Origin of the sequence: Aquabacterium sp. (assembly GCF_036279675.1) — a bacterium.
In the GTDB taxonomy this organism is placed as follows: Bacteria; Pseudomonadota; Gammaproteobacteria; order Burkholderiales; family Burkholderiaceae_C; genus Aquabacterium.
Genome location: NZ_DASUIS010000121.1, coordinates 1 through 16,898, shown reverse-complemented (window position 1 = coordinate 16,898; position 16,898 = coordinate 1). Strand labels below are relative to the sequence as shown.

Genomic DNA, 16,898 nt, shown 5'->3' with positions numbered 1-16,898 from the left:
GGACGTCGAGATCGACAAGCTGCGCAACGACATGACGGGCAGCGAGCTGAAGATCAAGAAGAACGCCAAGCGCCTGAAGGTGATGGAAGCGTTCAAGAAGTCCGGCATCAAGCCCAACTGGATGGTGATGGACGTGCTGCCCGTGCTGCCGCCCGATCTGCGTCCTCTGGTGCCGCTGGACGGCGGTCGTTTCGCGACCTCCGACCTGAACGACCTGTACCGCCGCGTCATCAACCGTAACAACCGTCTGGCCCGTCTGCTCGAACTGAAGGCGCCAGAAATCATCGTGCGCAACGAAAAGCGCATGCTGCAGGAATCGGTTGACTCGCTGCTGGACAACGGCCGTCGTGGCAAGGCCATGACCGGTGCGAACAAGCGTGCCCTGAAGTCGCTGGCCGACATGATCAAGGGCAAGAGCGGTCGCTTCCGTCAGAACTTGCTGGGCAAGCGCGTCGACTACTCCGGTCGTTCCGTGATCACCGTGGGCCCGACCCTGAAGCTGCACCAGTGCGGTCTGCCCAAGCTGATGGCGCTTGAACTGTTCAAGCCCTTCATCTTTGCGCGCCTGGAAGCCATGGGCATCGCCACCACGATCAAGGCTGCCAAGAAGGAAGTCGAATCGGGTACGCCAGTCGTGTGGGACATCCTTGAAGAAGTGATCAAGGAACACCCCGTGATGCTGAACCGTGCGCCTACGCTGCACCGTCTGGGCATCCAGGCTTTCGAGCCCGTGCTGATCGAAGGCAAGGCCATTCAGCTGCACCCACTCGTTTGCGCGGCCTTCAACGCCGACTTCGACGGTGACCAGATGGCCGTTCACGTGCCCCTGTCCATCGAAGCGCAAATGGAAGCCCGCACGCTGATGCTGGCCTCCAACAACGTGCTGTTCCCTGCCAACGGCGAACCCTCCATCGTGCCGTCGCAAGACGTGGTGCTGGGTCTGTACTACGCCACTCGTGAGCGTATCAACGGCAAGGGTGAAGGCATGGTCTTCGCCGACATCCCCGAGCTGCAACGTGCGCTGGATAACGGCGTGGTGGAAATCACCGCCCGCATCAACATCCGTCTGACCGAGTACACCAAGAACAAGGAAACGGGCGAGTTCATCCCCGAGACCAAGCTGGTGGAAACAACGGTTGGTCGCGCTTTGCTGAGCGAGATCCTGCCCAAGGGCCTGCCTTTTGCGAACATCAACAAGGCGCTCAAGAAGAAGGAAATCTCCCGCCTCATCAATACTTCGTTCCGCAAGTGCGGTCTGAAGGAAACGGTGGTGCTGGCTGACAAGCTGCTGCAAAACGGTTTCCGCCTGGCGACCCGCGCTGGTATCTCCATCGGCATCGACGACATGTTGGTTCCGAAGGAAAAGTACGGCCTGATCGAACGCGCCGAAAAGGAAGTCAAGGAAATCGAACAGCAGTACGTCTCCGGTCTGGTGACCGCTGGCGAACGCTACAACAAGGTGGTGGACATCTGGGGCAAGACCGGCGACGAAGTCGGCAAGGTCATGATGTCGCAGCTGTCCAAGCAAAAGACCATCGACCGCAACGGCAATGAAGTCGATCAGGAATCGTTCAATTCGATTTACATGATGGCCGACTCCGGTGCCCGTGGTTCTGCTGCCCAGATCCGCCAGCTGGCCGGTATGCGGGGCCTGATGGCCAAGCCTGACGGCTCCATCATCGAGACCCCCATCACGGCCAACTTCCGTGAAGGTCTGAACGTGTTGCAGTACTTCATCTCCACCCACGGTGCTCGTAAGGGTCTGGCGGATACGGCGTTGAAGACGGCCAACTCGGGTTACCTGACACGTCGTCTGGTCGACGTGACGCAAGATCTGGTCGTGACGGCCGACGATTGCGGAACCGACCAGGGCATCAACACCCGTGCGCTGGTTGAAGGCGGTGAAGTCATCGAATCGCTGCGCGACCGCATCCTGGGCCGCGTGCCCGCGATCGACGTGCTGCACCCCGAGACCCAACAGGTCGTCATCAAGGCCGGCCAGATGCTGGACGAAGATGCCCTGGACGAACTCGAAGCCGCTGGCGTCGACGAAGTCAAGGTCCGCACGCCGCTGACTTGCGCCACACGCTTCGGCCTGTGCGCCAAGTGCTATGGCCGCGACCTGGGCCGCGGTGGTCTGGTGAACTCCGGTGAAGCTGTGGGCGTGATCGCTGCGCAGTCCATCGGTGAACCCGGCACGCAGCTGACCATGCGTACCTTCCACATCGGTGGTGCCGCTTCGCGTGCTGCCATCGCTTCGAGCGTGGAAGCCAAGTCTGACGGCATCATCGGCTTCAATGCCACGATGCGTTACGTCACGAACGGCAAGGGCGATCTGGTGGTGATTTCGCGTTCCGGCGAAATCGTCATCTCCGACCAGCACGGCCGTGAGCGTGAGCGTCACAAGGTGCCGTACGGTGCGCAGCTCAATGTCAAGGCCGACCAGACCATCAAGGCTGGCCTGGTGCTGGCAACCTGGGATCCGCTGACCCGTCCGATCATCACCGAGTTCGCCGGTAAGGCCAAGTTCGAGAACGTCGAAGAAGGCGTGACCGTGGCCAAGCAGGTGGACGAAGTGACCGGTCTGTCGACCCTGGTCGTGATCGATCCGAAGCGCCGCGGCGCTGCCAAGGTCATCCGTCCTCAGGTGAAGCTGCTCGACGCCTCTGGCGCCGAAGTGAAGATCCCCGGTACCGACCACGCCGTGACCATCGGCTTCCAGGTTGGCGCGCTGATTCAAGTGCGCGACGGCCAGGATCTGTCGCCTGGTGAAGTGCTGGCCCGTATCCCGATCGAAGGTCAGAAGACCCGCGACATTACCGGCGGTCTGCCACGTGTGGCCGAGCTGTTCGAAGCCCGTTCGCCCAAGGACAAGGGTTCGCTGGCCGAGATCACGGGTACCGTGTCCTTCGGCAAGGAAACCAAGGGCAAGGTTCGTCTGCAGATCACCGACCCCGAAGGTCAGGTCTGGGAAGATCTGGTTCCGAAGGAAAAGAACATCCTGGTGCACGAAGGCCAGGTGGTCAACAAGGGCGAATCCATCGTCGACGGCCCGGCCGATCCGCAGGACATCCTGCGTCTGCTGGGTATCGAAGAGCTGGCTCGCTACATCGTCGACGAAGTGCAGGACGTCTACCGTCTGCAAGGTGTGAAGATCAACGACAAGCACATCCAGGTGATCGTTCGCCAGATGCTGCGTCGTGTTCAGATCACCAATGCCGGTGACACCAACTACATCGTGGGCGAACAGGTTGAGCGTTCGGAACTGCTGGACACCAACGACCGCATGCGCGCCGAAGGCAAGATGATCGCCACGCACAGCGATGTGCTGCTGGGTATCACCAAGGCTTCGCTGTCGACCGACTCCTTCATCTCGGCCGCTTCCTTCCAGGAAACGACCCGCGTGCTGACCGAGGCTGCCATCATGGGCAAGCGCGACGAGCTGCGTGGCTTGAAGGAAAACGTCATCGTGGGTCGTCTGATCCCCGCTGGTACCGGTATGGCCTTCCACCAGGCTCGCAAGGCCAAGGAAGAGATGGACGACAGCGAACGCCGCGCCATCGCCATGCAGGAAGCCCAGGAGCGCGCTGCGCTCGAACTGGCTGCCCTGGATGGTGACGATGCCGACGAGGCTGCGCCTGCCGAAGGCGGTGCCGCAGAGTAATCTGCCGCAGCTTCTGAACTGAAGCGCAAAGCGCCAGACCCGAAAGGGTGCTGGCGCTTTTTCTTGTCCGGACGGTTTGCACCCCTGCTCACAAAGTGGGTCAAACACCCGTTTTATCTGCCCATTTATGAGGCAGTACCCCTTCTATCGTCAGTGCCATGGTGTGACTCACATGGAGCTGATCGAAATGGGCACTTTAGCCAAAGCAAAGAGCAGCTGTACCCCGAGCCTCGACCTGGAAGTCCGGGTGGCCGTGAGCGATGACGAGCTGGCACAAGCCGGCGGCGTCAGAGAGGCCGCCTATGGCCACCACCTGGGCCAGGCCGTGGCGAACTTCGCGATGTCGGCCGATCCGCTGGACCGTGCGCCCGGCACCGTCGTGCTGCTGTGCCTGGACAAGGCCACAGGGCAGGCCATCGGCACCGTGCGCATTCAGCCCGCAGGCATGGGCGGCACGCTGTTGATCGAGCGCAGCGTCATCCTGCCGCGGCAACTGGTCGCACAATCCCGCGCCGAGGTGACGCGGCTGGCCGTGCTGCCCGGCGCCTCATCCCTGGTCAGGCTGCACTTGATGAGGGCGATTTACCAATATTGCGAAACCCATGGCATCCACTGGCTGGTGATCGCCGCCCGCAACGAGGCCTTGTCGCGCTCCTACCGCCATCTGGGCTTCAAGGACTTCCTGGCGCCTGGGCAGATGGTGCCGTTGACACATGCCGGGAACCTGCCGCACTTTGTCTTCACGATGGACGTGCGGGCCACCAAGGACGAATGGTGCCGCCAGGGGCACCGGCTCCATGCCTTCATGTTTGAAGAGACGTGCGAGGATCTGCCGGGCTTGCGTCGCGAGGTGGCTCGTCCGGCGCCGACACAGCGCCTGGTGGCTTGAGCGTTTCGCCGGCCCATTGCTTGATCACCCGCCCGAGGTCTTCCAGCGTGCAGGGCTTGGAGAGAAAGTCGTCCATGCCGGCGGCCAGGCAATCCTGGCGTTCGGCATCGGTTGTCGTGGCGGTCAAGGCGACGATGGGCAGGCGTCGGAGCCCCAGCTCGCGCTCCTTGAGCCGGATCATGCGCGTCGCTTCATAGCCATTGAGCACGGGCATGTGGCAGTCCATCAGCACGATGTCCGGGCGATGTGGCGTACGCAGGGCTCGGCTGAGCGCGTCCGCACCGTGCGGCACGCGTTCCGCATCCACACCGATGATCTCCAGAAAATTCATCGCCACCAGCGCGTTGATCTCGTTGTCTTCGGCCAGCAGAACCCGGCAGTGGCGTGAACCCTGGAAGGCATCCTCGGCAGACAGCGGCGCCTCCGCCGTGCCATGGGTCGCGTCGGGCAGGCAGGCGGTGAAGACCATGGTCGTGCCTTCGCCCACCACGCTGCGGGCCGTGATGTCGCCTTTCATGGCGCGGGCGATGTCGCGGGCGATGGTCAGACCCAGCCCCGCGCCTTGGGCCGCCTGATCGGCAGAGCTGCTGGTGGATTGCTGGAAGGCTTCAAAGATTTTGTCGAGGTCGGCAGGGGGGATGCCGCACCCGGTGTCATGCACCTCCGCCCTGACCATGCCACTGACGGGGTCTCGCGCGATCGTCAGCGTGATGCGCCCCTGCTGCGTGAACTTGATGGCGTTGCCCAGCAGATTGTGCAGGACCTGTCGGAAGCGAGCCGGGTCGCCCATGACCCAGCAGGGCGAGGGCAGCTGTCCGCGGACCTCGAAGGCAAGCCCCTTGTCCTCGGCTCGCATGGTGTAGATGCCCACCAGTTGCTCGATCTGCATGGACAGGTCATGCCGTTCGTGGCGTATCAGGAACTGACCTGCCTCGATGCGGGAGATGTCCAGCAGGTCGTTGATGAGTGCCAGCAGATGGGTGCCGGAGGCTTCAATCAGTTCGATGCGGCGCAAGGCCGTGGGGTCCTTCTCGGCCAGGTGCAGCAGCTTGCTCATGCCCAGGATGCCGTGCAGGGGGGTACGCAGCTCATGGCTGATGTTGGCCAGAAACTGCGTTTTCACGGCGCTCTGACGCACGGCGGTCTTGAGGGCTTCTTCCTTTTCGTGGGCCAGGGCCTGGGCATGCAGGCGCAACTGGATGCCGTCCACCACCCCACGCTCGCTGCGCATGGCCGTGGCGATCTGCAATCCCAGCAGCAGCCACAGCCCGAGGCCGCCGAGCTCGCTGAGGGTGTCACCGCGCAGCATCATGCCCAGTGCCGTGGGTGCCAGGATGGGGGCTGCGTATGCGGCCGTGAAGCGGGCGCTGACCTGAAGCCCGAAGGTGGCCACACAGGAAATGCAGGCCAGCGCGGCCACAAAGAAGGTCGGGTAAGGTTGGGGCGACAGGGCGCTCACATACAGGCCTGCAGCCCCCCAGATGACACCATCGAGCATCAGGGCCAGGAGCGTGCTGAGCCCCCAGTGCGCGGCAGCCTGGCGCTGGTGCGCATACACGCTGCCCTGAACGATGCGAAACGCCGACACGAGCAGCTTGCTGGCCAGCCACGCGTCCACGACGATGGCCGGGGCGGCCTGCCCGCGCAGCGACCAGGCCAGCGCGACGGCAAAGGCCGAGGCCACGACCACACCGATGCGGGCGTGCGCCCAGACCATCTGCAGTTGCTCTGTTTCAACCTGATTGTTGACGCGCAGTGCCTGACGAGCTGCCTTGTGTGGCGGATGAGCCAGGGATTGGAAGAGGAGCATGCGTGCGCACCGTGGTGAGCTACTTCTGCCTAGACGCCGTACCCGAGTGCTTGGCACTGTGCGCCAAAATCGGACGCAGGTCCAGTGGCCGGTGTCTGCGGCGCCACAGCACCAGGGCATTCGGCAAGGCGCTGCCAGCGCGCTTCAGCCTGCGCGTGGCGCGCTCATCTCTGCCCAGCTGGGCATGAGCGGCAGGTCCGTGACACCCACGTCCACGCCCAACTGGCTCAGCAAGGTGGTGATCTGGCCGCGATGGTGCGTCTGGTGATTGAAGATCTGCATCACGGCAGCCACATAGGGCATCGTGATCTGCTTCTGGTAGACCACGCTGAAGAAGCTGAAACTGCGCGAAGCCTCGACCGATTCCAGGTGCACGGCCCAGTCCATCAAGGACTGGTCCATGGCTTCACGCGCGGCGCGCAAGGCCTCGAAGTCCTCGTGCAATTCCTGCGATGGCGACGTCATGGTGACCGGCTGGCCGTGCATGCGCTGCATCCAGGCCTGATCGCCCAGCAGCAGGTGATTGAGCGTGCCGTGGACCGACTTGAAATAGGCGCCTCGATCAGCCTTGCGCTGCTCGTCGGACAGTGTGGCCGCGGCTTCGTAGATCTTGCCGTTCATCCAGCGGTTGTAGCGCGCCATCGCGATGGCGTAGTCCCGCAGGTTCCAGGCATCCGGTGTGTCGTTCATGTGAGACCTTCCCTTTTGTCAATCTGTGGCCCTGGGGCCCAGGCTGCAAGCCTAACGCCGAAGGCACAGGCTGACCAGATGGCAGGTCTTCTCAAGCAAGGGAAACGCCCGTGCAAGCGCTGGGCGCCCCCTTGTTCAAAGGGGTATCAACCCCGGCGCCGACGAGCCAGGCTGGCGCCGACCACGCCCAGGCCGGCCACCAGCAAGGCATAGCTCTCCGGTTCAGGCACGGCAGCGGTACTGGTCACCCGCAGGAAGGCCGGGTCGCCGCCTTCCGCGCTGCCGAAAGTGAAGCCGGAATAGCCGGTGTACGAGAAGTTGAAATTGGCCGTTGGCGAGTGCGCCAGCAAGGCGGATTTGACCGAGTCGGTCACATCGAAGGACTTCAGCCCCGTGCCGTTTTCCAGGTACACGGTGGCGATGTTGTCCAGGTTGCCGACATCACTGCGCCCGGCCGACCAGATGTTGAGGATGTTGATGTTGAGCGTGACCGAACTGATCTGGTCTGCCGTGGCCTGCAGGCCGCCCAAGTCGAAGCTCAGCGAGGTGGCGTAAGCCTGCCCGTCGCCCCAGGCGTAGTCATGCGACACCTGGTTGGGGTTGGCCGACGCGTCCCAGCCGTTGTCATAGCCACCACGCCACCAGAAGTGGTGATAGACGCTGTCACCGGACGCCGTGACGGCAATGTCCTGTGTGGCGGCCAGGGCGCTGGTGGACACCAAGGCGCACAGCAGCGCCGTCGAGCAGAAAGACTGGATAGACATTTGTACTGCACTCACTTTCGTCAAGATCGACACCGTGTGGAGGCGTCCACCGCCTCTCGATGGACACGGTGTAACTTGATGTTACGAAGTGGGTGCGGGGCGTGTTTGCGCCAACGCAAACCGCGCTATACGTGCCACCGTATCCCCCCTCGAGTGGGTGGGACCGGCGGTGACACGCTGCCATCAGTCCTGGCGGCCCGATCAGGGCTTGGCAGGCAGGTAGAACTGGCTGGCGATCAGCTTGCTGCCAACGCGCGGCTTGTTGCCTTCCAGTGCAGGGTATTTGACCGGCACGATGGCGCCAGCCGTCAGGATGCCGGTGCTGCCCAGCGCCTCATAGGCTGCCTGGATCTGCTTGTCGCTGGCCCCGCTCAGGCTCAGGTCCAGATCAGGATTGAGCACCGGCGCGATCACGTTGAGCTTCGTGGCTGCCAGGGAGGGGCAAGGCGCCGTGATGCACACGATGCCGGTGCTCTTCACACCGTAGAAGGTGCCGATGGGCGCACGTGGGCCCTGGGCCTGCCAGGCTTCGGTGATGGTCAGTTGATCGGCGGTGTACAGGCCGGCAGGTGCGGGCTCCAGCACGCCACGAACCAGGGCCTTGCCTTGCGCAAACTGCGCGTCAAAGGCGGCCCGCTGCTCCGGCGTCCAGCCCAGCGCGTTGGTGTTGAGCTGGACAGCATGGCATTCCTTCTGTTGCGTGCCATCGGCGCAGCGTGTCAGCTTCTGGTTGACCGATTTGACGAAGTAGCCACCGCACATCGGGTAGGCGCACTTGCGCGCATCCTGGCGGGTGACGATCAGATAACTGTCGCGGGTCTGCAGGACAGGCGTGGCGGCATCCTGTGCCGAAGCGGCAAGCGGGACGGAGGCCAGTGTCAGGGCACTCAGGGCGGCAAGGGTCAGGCGTTTGATCATGGTGAGATCCTCCAGCGGGTTGTGATGGGGAATAGCAAACCCGGCGGACTATAGGTCGCCCACATGACGATGCCAACGGGGTTGGGGCCCCTGGATTGGCAAGATGTATTGCAGCTTGTAAGCGCGCCGTTTCAGCGAGATGCGTCGGCCTCTGGCAGCCCGGGGTGAGGCCAGCTCAGCAACTCGGCCAGGCGGGTCACCACCCAGGTCGCCTCCGCCTCGCTGACCACGCCATCCGGCGAGCACAGGCCTTTGTGGCAGCGCGCCAGCACCTCCTGCTCGTCCACGCCGATCTCCACGTGGATGCTGCGGCAATGATCCGTGAGGTGTTGTGCCAGGTCTTCGCAGATCTCGTAGCGGTCGCGCAATTCGCGCAAGGGGATGGTCAGCCGCTTGCGGGCATCGCTGTGGAGCGCCGTGAAGGACGGCGGGATCTCGATCTGGTATTCGTCTGACATGCTGCTTTGTACCTCATGCGGGCGGTGCTTTCGTGGCGCGCCAGGCATCGGACAATCACGCCATGACTGTTCCCTGTTCCGACGCCTGGCATTTCAGACCCCGCATGACGCTGCACACCCTCACCCGGGGTGACGGCTTGCTGGGCATGCAGGCGCAAGGCCGCTTTGGGCCCAGAGGCCCGCAGGTCACCGTGGCCCGCATCGACTGGACCTACAGCGGCCCTGGCGGCGCCTGGTGGGCCGTGCCGGCCCCCACCAGCGTGCTGTATGCCCGCCATGGCGAGCAGGTCGATGTGGCCGATGCTCAGGGCCGCCTGCTTGCCTTGCAGCGTGACCCCGAGGCCGAAGCCGATGCCTTTGATGTGCTGCAGGAAACGGGCTTGCGCACCTTGCCTCATGAAGCCTTGCAATGGCGTGCACCTCAGCTGGCCCAGGCCGCAGGCCAGGCGCATGAGCCGCTGTGGTCGCTGCTGCAGGAGGACCAGTTCGGTGACTTCTGGCTCGAACAGGTTCCTCGGTTGCAAGCCAGGGGCTGGTCCATCGTCGTGCGGCCCGGCTTTGCCCACCAGAGCACGCCGGTCACTCACTGGCGCCTGCTCATCAGCCCGGAGACGGGCGAGCCTGAGGCCAAAGAGCTGGTCGAGCCCTTGCACCTGCCCGCCAGCGCGGCCATCACACCATTGGGTGCACCGCGTCGTGAAGGTTCCTGGCTGGTGACCCTGGGTGTGGAGGTGGATGGCCAGCAACTGGATCTCGCCCCCTTGATCGCCGACCTCATCAAGCGAGACAAACGCTGGCTCAACGCCGCTGACATCGCCGACATCGCGGACGATGCGATCGTCATTCTCAAGGCCCCGGGCGGCAAGCGCATCGAAGCGCCGGCGGCCCCCCTCAAGGCCATCGTGGGCGCCATGGTCGATCTGTTGATGGACCCTCGGCGCCGCGAAGGGCCGATCAAACTGCAGCAGTGGGATGCCGTGCGTGTGGACCGCCTGCGCGAGCAGTTGTTCGATACGCAGGCCGCGCGCGCCGGTCGGCATGGCGCCTGGCAGTTGCAGGGCGACGCAGGCTTGCACGAGCTCACCAGAAGACTGCGTGCCGCCGGCACGCCGCAGCCCGTGCCTGCCCCTTCAGGCCTGGGCGTGACCCTGCGCCCTTATCAGCAGCAAGGCGTGGCCTGGTTGCAGTACCTTCGCGAGCAGCGCCTGGCCGGCATCCTGGCCGACGACATGGGCCTGGGCAAGACCGCGCAAGCCTTGACCCACCTGCTCATCGAGCAACAAGCAGGGCGGCTGGACTTGCCCGCGCTCATCGTCATGCCCACCTCCCTGGTGTTCAACTGGCAGGCTGAGGCCAGGCGCATGGCACCCTCGCTGCGCGTGCTGGTGCTCCAGGGCCCCGAGCGCGCGGGCCTCATGGCCCAGGTCCCCGCGCACGATGTGGTGCTCACCACGTATCCACTCGTGTGGCGAGACATCGAGCAACTTGCCGAACACTTCTTCCACATCGTCATCCTGGACGAAGCCCAGACCGTGAAGAACGCCGCCAGCAAGAGTGCTACGGCCATTCGCCGGCTGCAGTCGCGTCACCGCTTGTGCCTGACCGGCACCCCGCTGGAAAACCACCTGGGCGAGCTGTGGGCCCAGTTCGACTTTCTGATGCCCGGCTTCCTGGGTGACATGCGCAGCTTCCAGCGCCAGTGGCGCGACCCCATCGAGCAAAACGGCGAAACCTTGCGCGCACAACTGCTGGCCCAGCGCGTGCGGCCCTTCATCCTGCGCCGGCGCAAGGCCGATGTGCTGGCCGAGCTGCCAGCCAAGACCGAGGTGGTGCAGCAGCTCCAGCTCGAAGGGCAGCAGAAGGCCCTGTACGAAAGCGTGCGCGTGGCGGCCGACGAGATGGTGCGCAAGGCCTTGAACAAGCAAGGCTTTGAAGGCGCGCAGATCGCGGTGCTGGATGCCTTGCTCAAACTGCGTCAGGTCTGCTGCGATCCCTGGCTGGTCAAGGGCCGCAAGATGCCCAGAGGGATGGAGCGCGCCAAGCTGGCGTGGTTGCGCGACACCCTGCCGGCGCTGCTCGAGGAGGGGCGCCGCGTGCTGGTGTTTTCTCAGTTCTCCGAGATGCTCGGGCTGATCGCCGACGAACTGGTCGAACTGGCCCTGCCTTTCGTGACCCTGACCGGCGACACCCCGCCCACCCAGCGCGCAGAAACCGTGCGCCAGTTTCAGGACAAGCAGGTGCCCCTCATGCTGGTGACGCTCAAGGCTGGCGGCGTGGGGCTCAACCTGACGGCGGCAGACACCGTCATCCACGTGGACCCGTGGTGGAACCCCGCCGTCGAGCAGCAGGCGACCGATCGCGCCCACCGCATCGGCCAGGATCAGCCGGTCACGGTTTACAAGTTGGTGGTCGCTGGCAGCATCGAAGAGCGCATTCAGGCCTTGCAGGCGCGCAAGGCGGCCCTGGCCGAGGGCGTACTGGGCCAGGACGGTGCCCAGAGCATCAAGTTCAGCCAGGCTGACCTGGACGCCTTGCTGGCGCCGTTGGCGTGACGTTTAACAACACTGCGCAATAAGTCCGAAAAATTGCATCTTGTTACCTAGGGTTTTTACCCACTACTGCGTGTTTTCCCTTAGACTTCGTTTCATCGAATCCAAGGAGTTCACCATGGCTCAGACAGGTATCAAGCTGCATCGCGTTTCGCACCAGACACCGGCTGATCTGGCGCACAAGCAACTGGAAGTGGAAAAGGTCGGCGTGATCGTCGGTTTCCTCGCCGGTCTGCCTCTGGCCGTGGGCACCGTCAGCGAAGCGCTGACCGCGCATGGCGCCTCTGACTGGCTGATCGGCCTGGGCATGGTCCTGACCGTGGCGGCCACCACCTCCGTCGGCCTGCGCATTGGCACCGCCGTGGCAACCCTGCTGGGCAAGCGTGACTGATCACATTGATGGCATGTATCCCGCTCGGTGAGCGGGGCTTCAGAACAAGAACGGCTCGGTCCTGATCAGACCGAGCCGTTCTTGTTTTGCATGTTCACTTTGCCGGTTACCCGGGGCGGGCAAAAAAAATGGCCGCACAAGGCGGCCAGAACATAGGAGCAGAAAGCGTTGTGCGGATCAGGCCTTGCGGCGGCGAGCCGTCAAGCCGATGCCGACCAGACCCAGGCCCATCAGTGCGTAGGTGGCGGGTTCCGGCACCACGGCCGTGGCATTGATGCCGGCCAGGCGGAAGGCCGACAGGTTGCCGGTGGCCTGAATGGTGAAGGTGGTGCCGATGGCGTTGGGCAACGAGAAGGTCTTGAGGATCAGACCGTTGTCGTTGTTGTTGGCCAGGTTCACGGTGGTGTTGCCGTACTTCACGGTGGCGTGATCGAGCGAGTCGAGCTGGCCAATGAAGGGGATGACCGCACCGTTTTCCCACCAGGAGAAACGCAGGCTGTCGAGCTTGACCTGCTGGTTGAAGGTCAGCGTCAGGTAGTCGCCCGTGCTGCTGAACAGGCCGCTGTTCATTTCACCTGGATCCAGCAGGCCGGTGGTCACGCCCAGGCCGTCCCAGCGACGGTCAACGTCTGCCTGCTTGCCGTCTGCGGTGAACGCACGCACGGTCACGCCCAGGCTGCCGTTTGTGAAATAAGGTGCCTTGACGACTTCGTCAAAGATCGGGCCTTCGAAATAAAACTGGAAGGTGCTGTTGGGAACGGTGGCGTGTGCGGCCAGAGGGGCCAGCACAACCAGGGACAACCATTTCGCTTTTTGGCTCAGAGACATGCTCTCTCCTGTAGTGGGGAACGCAGGTTCTCCTTGTCCCTGCATCAGGGTTTGACTTTAACCAGTAATGGTTAGGTCTGGCATCCCCATTGATGCGGGGGTGAATTTCGGAAATCTGTGACAATTGACACGCTTTACCCCTTTGGCTGGGGGATCTTGCGTCCAAAGCCTGCCTGGGGATACAATGGAAAGCTTTTCGGCCTTCGCCTGGCCTTTCGTTTTTCGAGATTTTTCGAAACGGAAGAGGGTGCTGGCCGTTTTGTGCTTGTCTCAAGCGTGGTGGGGTGTTCGTTCAAACGCCTTCCAAGTGCTTGATTTTCAAGTGTTTTTTCAACGGGAACCAACTAAATGCCAACGATCAATCAGCTCGTGCGCCATGGCCGTCAGGTCGAGGTCACGAAATCCAAGTCGCCTGCGATGCAGAACTGCCCGCAGCGCCGTGGTGTGTGCACCCGCGTGTACACCACGACTCCCAAGAAGCCTAACTCCGCTCTGCGTAAGGTTGCCAAGGTGCGCCTGACCAACGGTTTCGAGGTGATTTCCTACATCGGCGGTGAAGGCCACAACCTGCAGGAACACAGCGTCGTGCTGGTTCGCGGCGGTCGTGTGAAGGACTTGCCTGGTGTGCGTTACCACATCGTGCGTGGCTCCCTTGACCTGCAAGGCGTCAAGGACCGCAAGCAGTCCCGCTCCAAGTACGGCGCCAAGCGCCCGAAGAAGGCCTAATCAGCCTGTTGAGAAAGTTGTCGGTCCTCTTCATCAGCGCGTCACCAAGTTTGTGCAAGCTGTTTGTCGAGAAGGCCGAGGTGGCGGTTGTGTCCGGGTTGTCCGGCATGAACCGAGTAAGTGGAGTGTTCAGCCTCATTTTTTGATGGCGCTCCAGATGCAGGCGAAAGTCAGCATCAACTGAAGCATTGAAAGGAAACGAAATGCCTCGTCGTCGCGAAGTACCCAAGCGTGAAATCCTCCCAGATCCCAAGTTCGGATCTGTGGACCTCTCCAAGTTCATGAACGTGATCATGGAATCCGGCAAGAAGGCTGTGGCCGAGCGCATCATCTACGGTGCCCTCGAACAAGTCGAAAAGAAGGCCGGCAAGGATCCGCTGGAAATCTTTAACGTCGCTTTGAACAACATCAAGCCCGTGGTGGAAGTGAAATCCCGCCGCGTGGGTGGTGCGAACTACCAGGTTCCCGTTGAAGTTCGCCCTGCTCGTCGTATGGCTCTGGCCATGCGTTGGTTGAAGGAATCGTCGCGCAAGCGTTCCGAGAAGTCGATGGCCCAACGTCTGGCCAACGAACTGCTGGAAGCCGCTGAAGGCCGCGGCGGCGCGATGAAGAAGCGTGACGAAGTCCACCGTATGGCTGAAGCCAACAAGGCCTTCTCGCACTTCCGTTTCTAAGACTCGCGTCTTAATCACCACCTGCAGCCTTCGGGCTGCAAAAAAGGCGCCCGGCTCGTGATTCTGTGTTCGACAGACACGGCCGGCGCTTTGTCAAATCTGGAGTGACACCATGTCCCGCAAGACCCCGATTGAGCGTTACCGCAACATTGGTATCTCGGCTCACATCGACGCCGGCAAGACCACCACGACCGAACGCATCCTGTTCTACACCGGTGTGAACCACAAGATCGGTGAAGTGCACGAAGGCGCTGCCACCATGGACTGGATGGAGCAGGAACAAGAGCGCGGCATCACGATCACGTCGGCTGCCACGACCTGCTTCTGGAAGGGTATGGACATGTCCTACCCCGAGCACCGTTTCAACATCATCGACACCCCGGGCCACGTTGACTTCACCATTGAAGTTGAACGCTCGATGCGCGTGCTCGACGGTGCCTGCATGGTGTACTGCGCCGTGGGCGGCGTGCAGCCTCAGTCTGAAACCGTGTGGCGTCAGGCTAACAAGTACGGCGTGCCCCGTCTGTCCTTCGTCAACAAGATGGACCGTACCGGCGCCAACTTCTTCAAGGTCTATGACCAGCTCAAGCTGCGTCTGAAGGCCAACCCTGTGCCCGTGGTGATCCCTATCGGCGCTGAAGACAACTTCCAGGGCGTGGTCGATCTGCTGAAGATGAAGGCCATCTACTGGGACGAAGCTTCCCAGGGCATGAAGTTCGACTACCGCGAGATCCCTGAAGAGCTCAAGGCTGACGCCCAGAAGTGGCGTGAAAGCATGGTTGAAGCTGCTGCTGAAGCCAACGAAGAGCTGATGAACAAGTACCTGGAAGAAGGTGACTTGTCCGAAGACGAGATCAAGCTGGCTCTGCGTACCCGTACCATCGCCTGCGAAATCCAGCCGATGCTGTGTGGCACCGCCTTCAAGAACAAGGGCGTGCAGCGCATGCTCGACGCCGTGATCGACTACCTGCCCTCGCCAGTGGACATTCCTCCTGTCGAAGGTACGGACGAAGACGACCAGCCCACCAGCCGCAAGGCCGACGACGCCGAGAAGTTCTCTGCGCTGGCTTTCAAGCTGATGACCGACCCGTACGTCGGTCAGCTGACCTTCGTTCGCGTGTACTCGGGCGTGCTGAACTCCGGCGACTCCGTCTACAACCCGATCAAGGGCAAGAAGGAACGTATCGGCCGTATCCTGCAGATGCACGCCAACGAGCGTGAAGAAATCAAGGAAATTCTGGCCGGTGACATCGCTGCTTGCGTGGGCCTGAAGGACGTGACTACCGGCGAAACGCTGTGTGATCCGGACGCCATCATCACCCTGGAAAAGATGGTCTTCCCTGAGCCTGTGATCGCACAGGCCGTGGAACCCAAGACCAAGGCTGACCAGGAAAAGATGGGTATCGCCCTGCAACGTCTGGCTGCAGAAGATCCTTCCTTCCGCGTCAAGACCGACGAAGAATCGGGGCAGACCATCATCGCCGGTATGGGCGAGCTGCACCTGGAAATCATCGTCGACCGCATGAAGCGCGAATTCGGCGTGGAAGCCAACGTGGGCAAGCCTCAAGTGGCTTACCGCGAAACCATCCGCAAGAAGGTCACCGACGTCGAAGGCAAGTTCGTGCGTCAGTCCGGTGGTAAGGGTCAGTACGGTCACGTTGTGCTGACCGTCGAGCCTCAAGAACCCGGTAAGGGCTTCGAATTCGTCGATGCCATCAAGGGCGGTGTGGTTCCTCGCGAATACATCCCTGCGGTGGAAAAGGGCGTGATCGACACCCTGACCTCCGGCGTGCTGGCTGGCTACCCCGTTGTGGACGTCAAGGTCACCCTGACCTTCGGTTCGTACCACGATGTGGACTCGAACGAAAACGCGTTCAAGATGGCTGCTTCGATGGGTTTCAAGGACGGTTGCCGCAAGGCCAACCCCGTGATCCTCGAGCCCATGATGGCCGTGGAAGTCGAAACGCCTGAAGACTACGCTGGTACCGTGATGGGCGACCTGTCCTCGCGTCGCGGCATGGTTCAAGGTATGGACGACATGGTCGGTGGCGGCAAGATCATCAAGGCAGAAGTTCCTCTGTCTGAAATGTTCGGCTACTCCACCAGCCTGCGTTCGGCAACGCAAGGTCGTGCCACGTACTCCATGGAGTTCAAGCACTACTCTGAAGCACCGAAGAACGTGGCTGACGCCATCATCACCGCGCGTGCCAAGTAATTGAGCCGCGTCAGGGCTCGCGGTGTACACTGCGGGCCCTTCCTCTTCGTGAGGAACAAATCAAAGCCGGTCTTTGACACCCTGCGTGGGTTGGCTGCTGCCCGTGGCAAGCCAGTGTTGGAGACCTTAAACGAACACGGGCAACTGTTCTTTGTTGGAGAAACAAATGGCAAAAGGTAAATTCGAACGGACCAAGCCGCACGTGAACGTGGGCACCATCGGTCACGTTGACCACGGCAAGACCACCCTGACGGCTGCTATCGCTACCGTTCTGTCGAAGAAGTTTGGCGGCGAAGCCAAGGCCTACGACCAGATCGACGCT

14 protein-coding genes are annotated in these 16,898 nt (G+C 62.2%); 8 read left to right on the top strand and 6 right to left on the bottom strand.

Annotation, left to right across the window (positions count from 1 at the left end; genetic code table 11):
* Both rpoC and VFW93_RS14105 read left to right on the top strand, forming a co-directional pair.
* Nucleotides 1-3,664 (top strand): DNA-directed RNA polymerase subunit beta' (gene rpoC, locus VFW93_RS14110; protein WP_329694622.1); only part of this gene is annotated, 3,664 nt, incomplete at its 5' end.
* Nucleotides 3,665-3,851: 187 nt separating this feature from the next.
* Nucleotides 3,852-4,553: an N-acyl amino acid synthase FeeM domain-containing protein gene (locus VFW93_RS14105; RefSeq protein ID WP_329694621.1), complete on the top strand. Its 702-nt coding sequence runs from the start codon at nt 3,852-3,854 to the stop codon at nt 4,551-4,553.
* Here VFW93_RS14105 and VFW93_RS14100 read toward each other — a convergent pair.
* From VFW93_RS14100 to VFW93_RS14080, 5 genes are all read right to left on the bottom strand, one after another.
* On the bottom strand, nt 4,468-6,363 hold the full coding sequence (locus VFW93_RS14100) for an ATP-binding protein (protein WP_329694620.1): 1,896 nt from the start codon (nt 6,361-6,363) through the stop codon (nt 4,468-4,470). The genes VFW93_RS14105 and VFW93_RS14100 overlap by 86 nt on opposite strands.
* Before the next feature lie 144 nt (nt 6,364-6,507).
* The gene (locus VFW93_RS14095; RefSeq protein WP_329694619.1) at nt 6,508-7,053 is read right to left on the bottom strand and encodes a DinB family protein; all 546 of its coding nucleotides are present in this window, start codon (nt 7,051-7,053) and stop codon (nt 6,508-6,510) included.
* Between the two features lie 146 nt (nt 7,054-7,199).
* Nucleotides 7,200-7,817 (bottom strand): PEP-CTERM sorting domain-containing protein, encoded by a 618-nt coding sequence (locus VFW93_RS14090; RefSeq protein ID WP_329694618.1) that lies wholly within the window; start codon nt 7,815-7,817, stop codon nt 7,200-7,202.
* A gap of 201 nt (nt 7,818-8,018) precedes the next feature.
* Complete coding sequence (locus VFW93_RS14085; protein ID WP_329694617.1) at nt 8,019-8,735, bottom strand: DUF6748 domain-containing protein; 717 nt, start codon at nt 8,733-8,735, stop codon at nt 8,019-8,021.
* A gap of 131 nt (nt 8,736-8,866) precedes the next feature.
* Nucleotides 8,867-9,193 (bottom strand): hypothetical protein, encoded by a 327-nt coding sequence (locus VFW93_RS14080; protein WP_329694616.1) that lies wholly within the window; start codon nt 9,191-9,193, stop codon nt 8,867-8,869.
* Nucleotides 9,194-9,297: 104 nt separating this feature from the next.
* Between VFW93_RS14080 and VFW93_RS14075 the strand changes: the two genes are divergently transcribed.
* Entirely contained in the window at nt 9,298-11,745 is a 2,448-nt protein-coding gene (locus VFW93_RS14075; protein WP_329694615.1) for a DEAD/DEAH box helicase, read from the top strand.
* 115 nt (nt 11,746-11,860) lie between these two features.
* On the top strand, nt 11,861-12,133 hold the full coding sequence (locus VFW93_RS14070; RefSeq protein WP_329694614.1) for a hypothetical protein: 273 nt from the start codon (nt 11,861-11,863) through the stop codon (nt 12,131-12,133).
* Between the two features lie 177 nt (nt 12,134-12,310).
* On the opposite strand, the gene VFW93_RS14065 is transcribed toward VFW93_RS14070, so the two are convergent.
* Nucleotides 12,311-12,961: a PEP-CTERM sorting domain-containing protein gene (locus tag VFW93_RS14065; RefSeq protein WP_329694613.1), complete on the bottom strand. Its 651-nt coding sequence runs from the start codon at nt 12,959-12,961 to the stop codon at nt 12,311-12,313.
* Nucleotides 12,962-13,309: 348 nt separating this feature from the next.
* Between VFW93_RS14065 and rpsL the strand changes: the two genes are divergently transcribed.
* The 4 genes from rpsL to VFW93_RS14045 form a co-directional block, all read left to right on the top strand.
* A complete protein-coding gene (rpsL, locus tag VFW93_RS14060) occupies nt 13,310-13,687 on the top strand; it encodes a 30S ribosomal protein S12 (protein WP_058088974.1) in 378 nt (125 codons plus the stop codon).
* Nucleotides 13,688-13,890: 203 nt separating this feature from the next.
* Nucleotides 13,891-14,361, top strand: coding sequence for a 30S ribosomal protein S7 (rpsG, locus tag VFW93_RS14055; RefSeq protein ID WP_035037918.1), 471 nt, complete (start codon nt 13,891-13,893; stop codon nt 14,359-14,361).
* A 112-nt stretch (nt 14,362-14,473) separates the two neighbouring features.
* Nucleotides 14,474-16,576, top strand: a complete 2,103-nt coding sequence (gene fusA / locus VFW93_RS14050; RefSeq protein ID WP_329694612.1) for an elongation factor G — start codon at nt 14,474-14,476, stop codon at nt 16,574-16,576.
* A 166-nt stretch (nt 16,577-16,742) separates the two neighbouring features.
* Nucleotides 16,743-16,898 (top strand): GTP-binding protein (locus VFW93_RS14045; protein WP_253907294.1); only part of this gene is annotated, 156 nt, incomplete at its 3' end.

Bases quoted from the DNA above. Each gene is read 5' to 3' on its own strand.
- VFW93_RS14065 (WP_329694613.1), bottom strand. From the start codon at position 12,961: ATGTCTCTGAGCCAAAAAGCGAAATGGTTGTCCCTGGTTGTGCTGGCC.
- VFW93_RS14105 (WP_329694621.1), top strand. From the start codon at position 3,852: ATGGGCACTTTAGCCAAAGCAAAGAGCAGCTGTACCCCGAGCCTCGAC.
- VFW93_RS14090 (WP_329694618.1), bottom strand. From the start codon at position 7,817: ATGTCTATCCAGTCTTTCTGCTCGACGGCGCTGCTGTGCGCCTTGGTG.
- VFW93_RS14095 (WP_329694619.1), bottom strand. From the start codon at position 7,053: ATGAACGACACACCGGATGCCTGGAACCTGCGGGACTACGCCATCGCG.
- VFW93_RS14070 (WP_329694614.1), top strand. From the start codon at position 11,861: ATGGCTCAGACAGGTATCAAGCTGCATCGCGTTTCGCACCAGACACCG.
- fusA (WP_329694612.1), top strand. From the start codon at position 14,474: ATGTCCCGCAAGACCCCGATTGAGCGTTACCGCAACATTGGTATCTCG.
- VFW93_RS14100 (WP_329694620.1), bottom strand. From the start codon at position 6,363: ATGCTCCTCTTCCAATCCCTGGCTCATCCGCCACACAAGGCAGCTCGT.
- rpsG (WP_035037918.1), top strand. From the start codon at position 13,891: ATGCCTCGTCGTCGCGAAGTACCCAAGCGTGAAATCCTCCCAGATCCC.
- VFW93_RS14080 (WP_329694616.1), bottom strand. From the start codon at position 9,193: ATGTCAGACGAATACCAGATCGAGATCCCGCCGTCCTTCACGGCGCTC.
- rpsL (WP_058088974.1), top strand. From the start codon at position 13,310: ATGCCAACGATCAATCAGCTCGTGCGCCATGGCCGTCAGGTCGAGGTC.
- VFW93_RS14085 (WP_329694617.1), bottom strand. From the start codon at position 8,735: ATGATCAAACGCCTGACCCTTGCCGCCCTGAGTGCCCTGACACTGGCC.
- VFW93_RS14075 (WP_329694615.1), top strand. From the start codon at position 9,298: ATGACGCTGCACACCCTCACCCGGGGTGACGGCTTGCTGGGCATGCAG.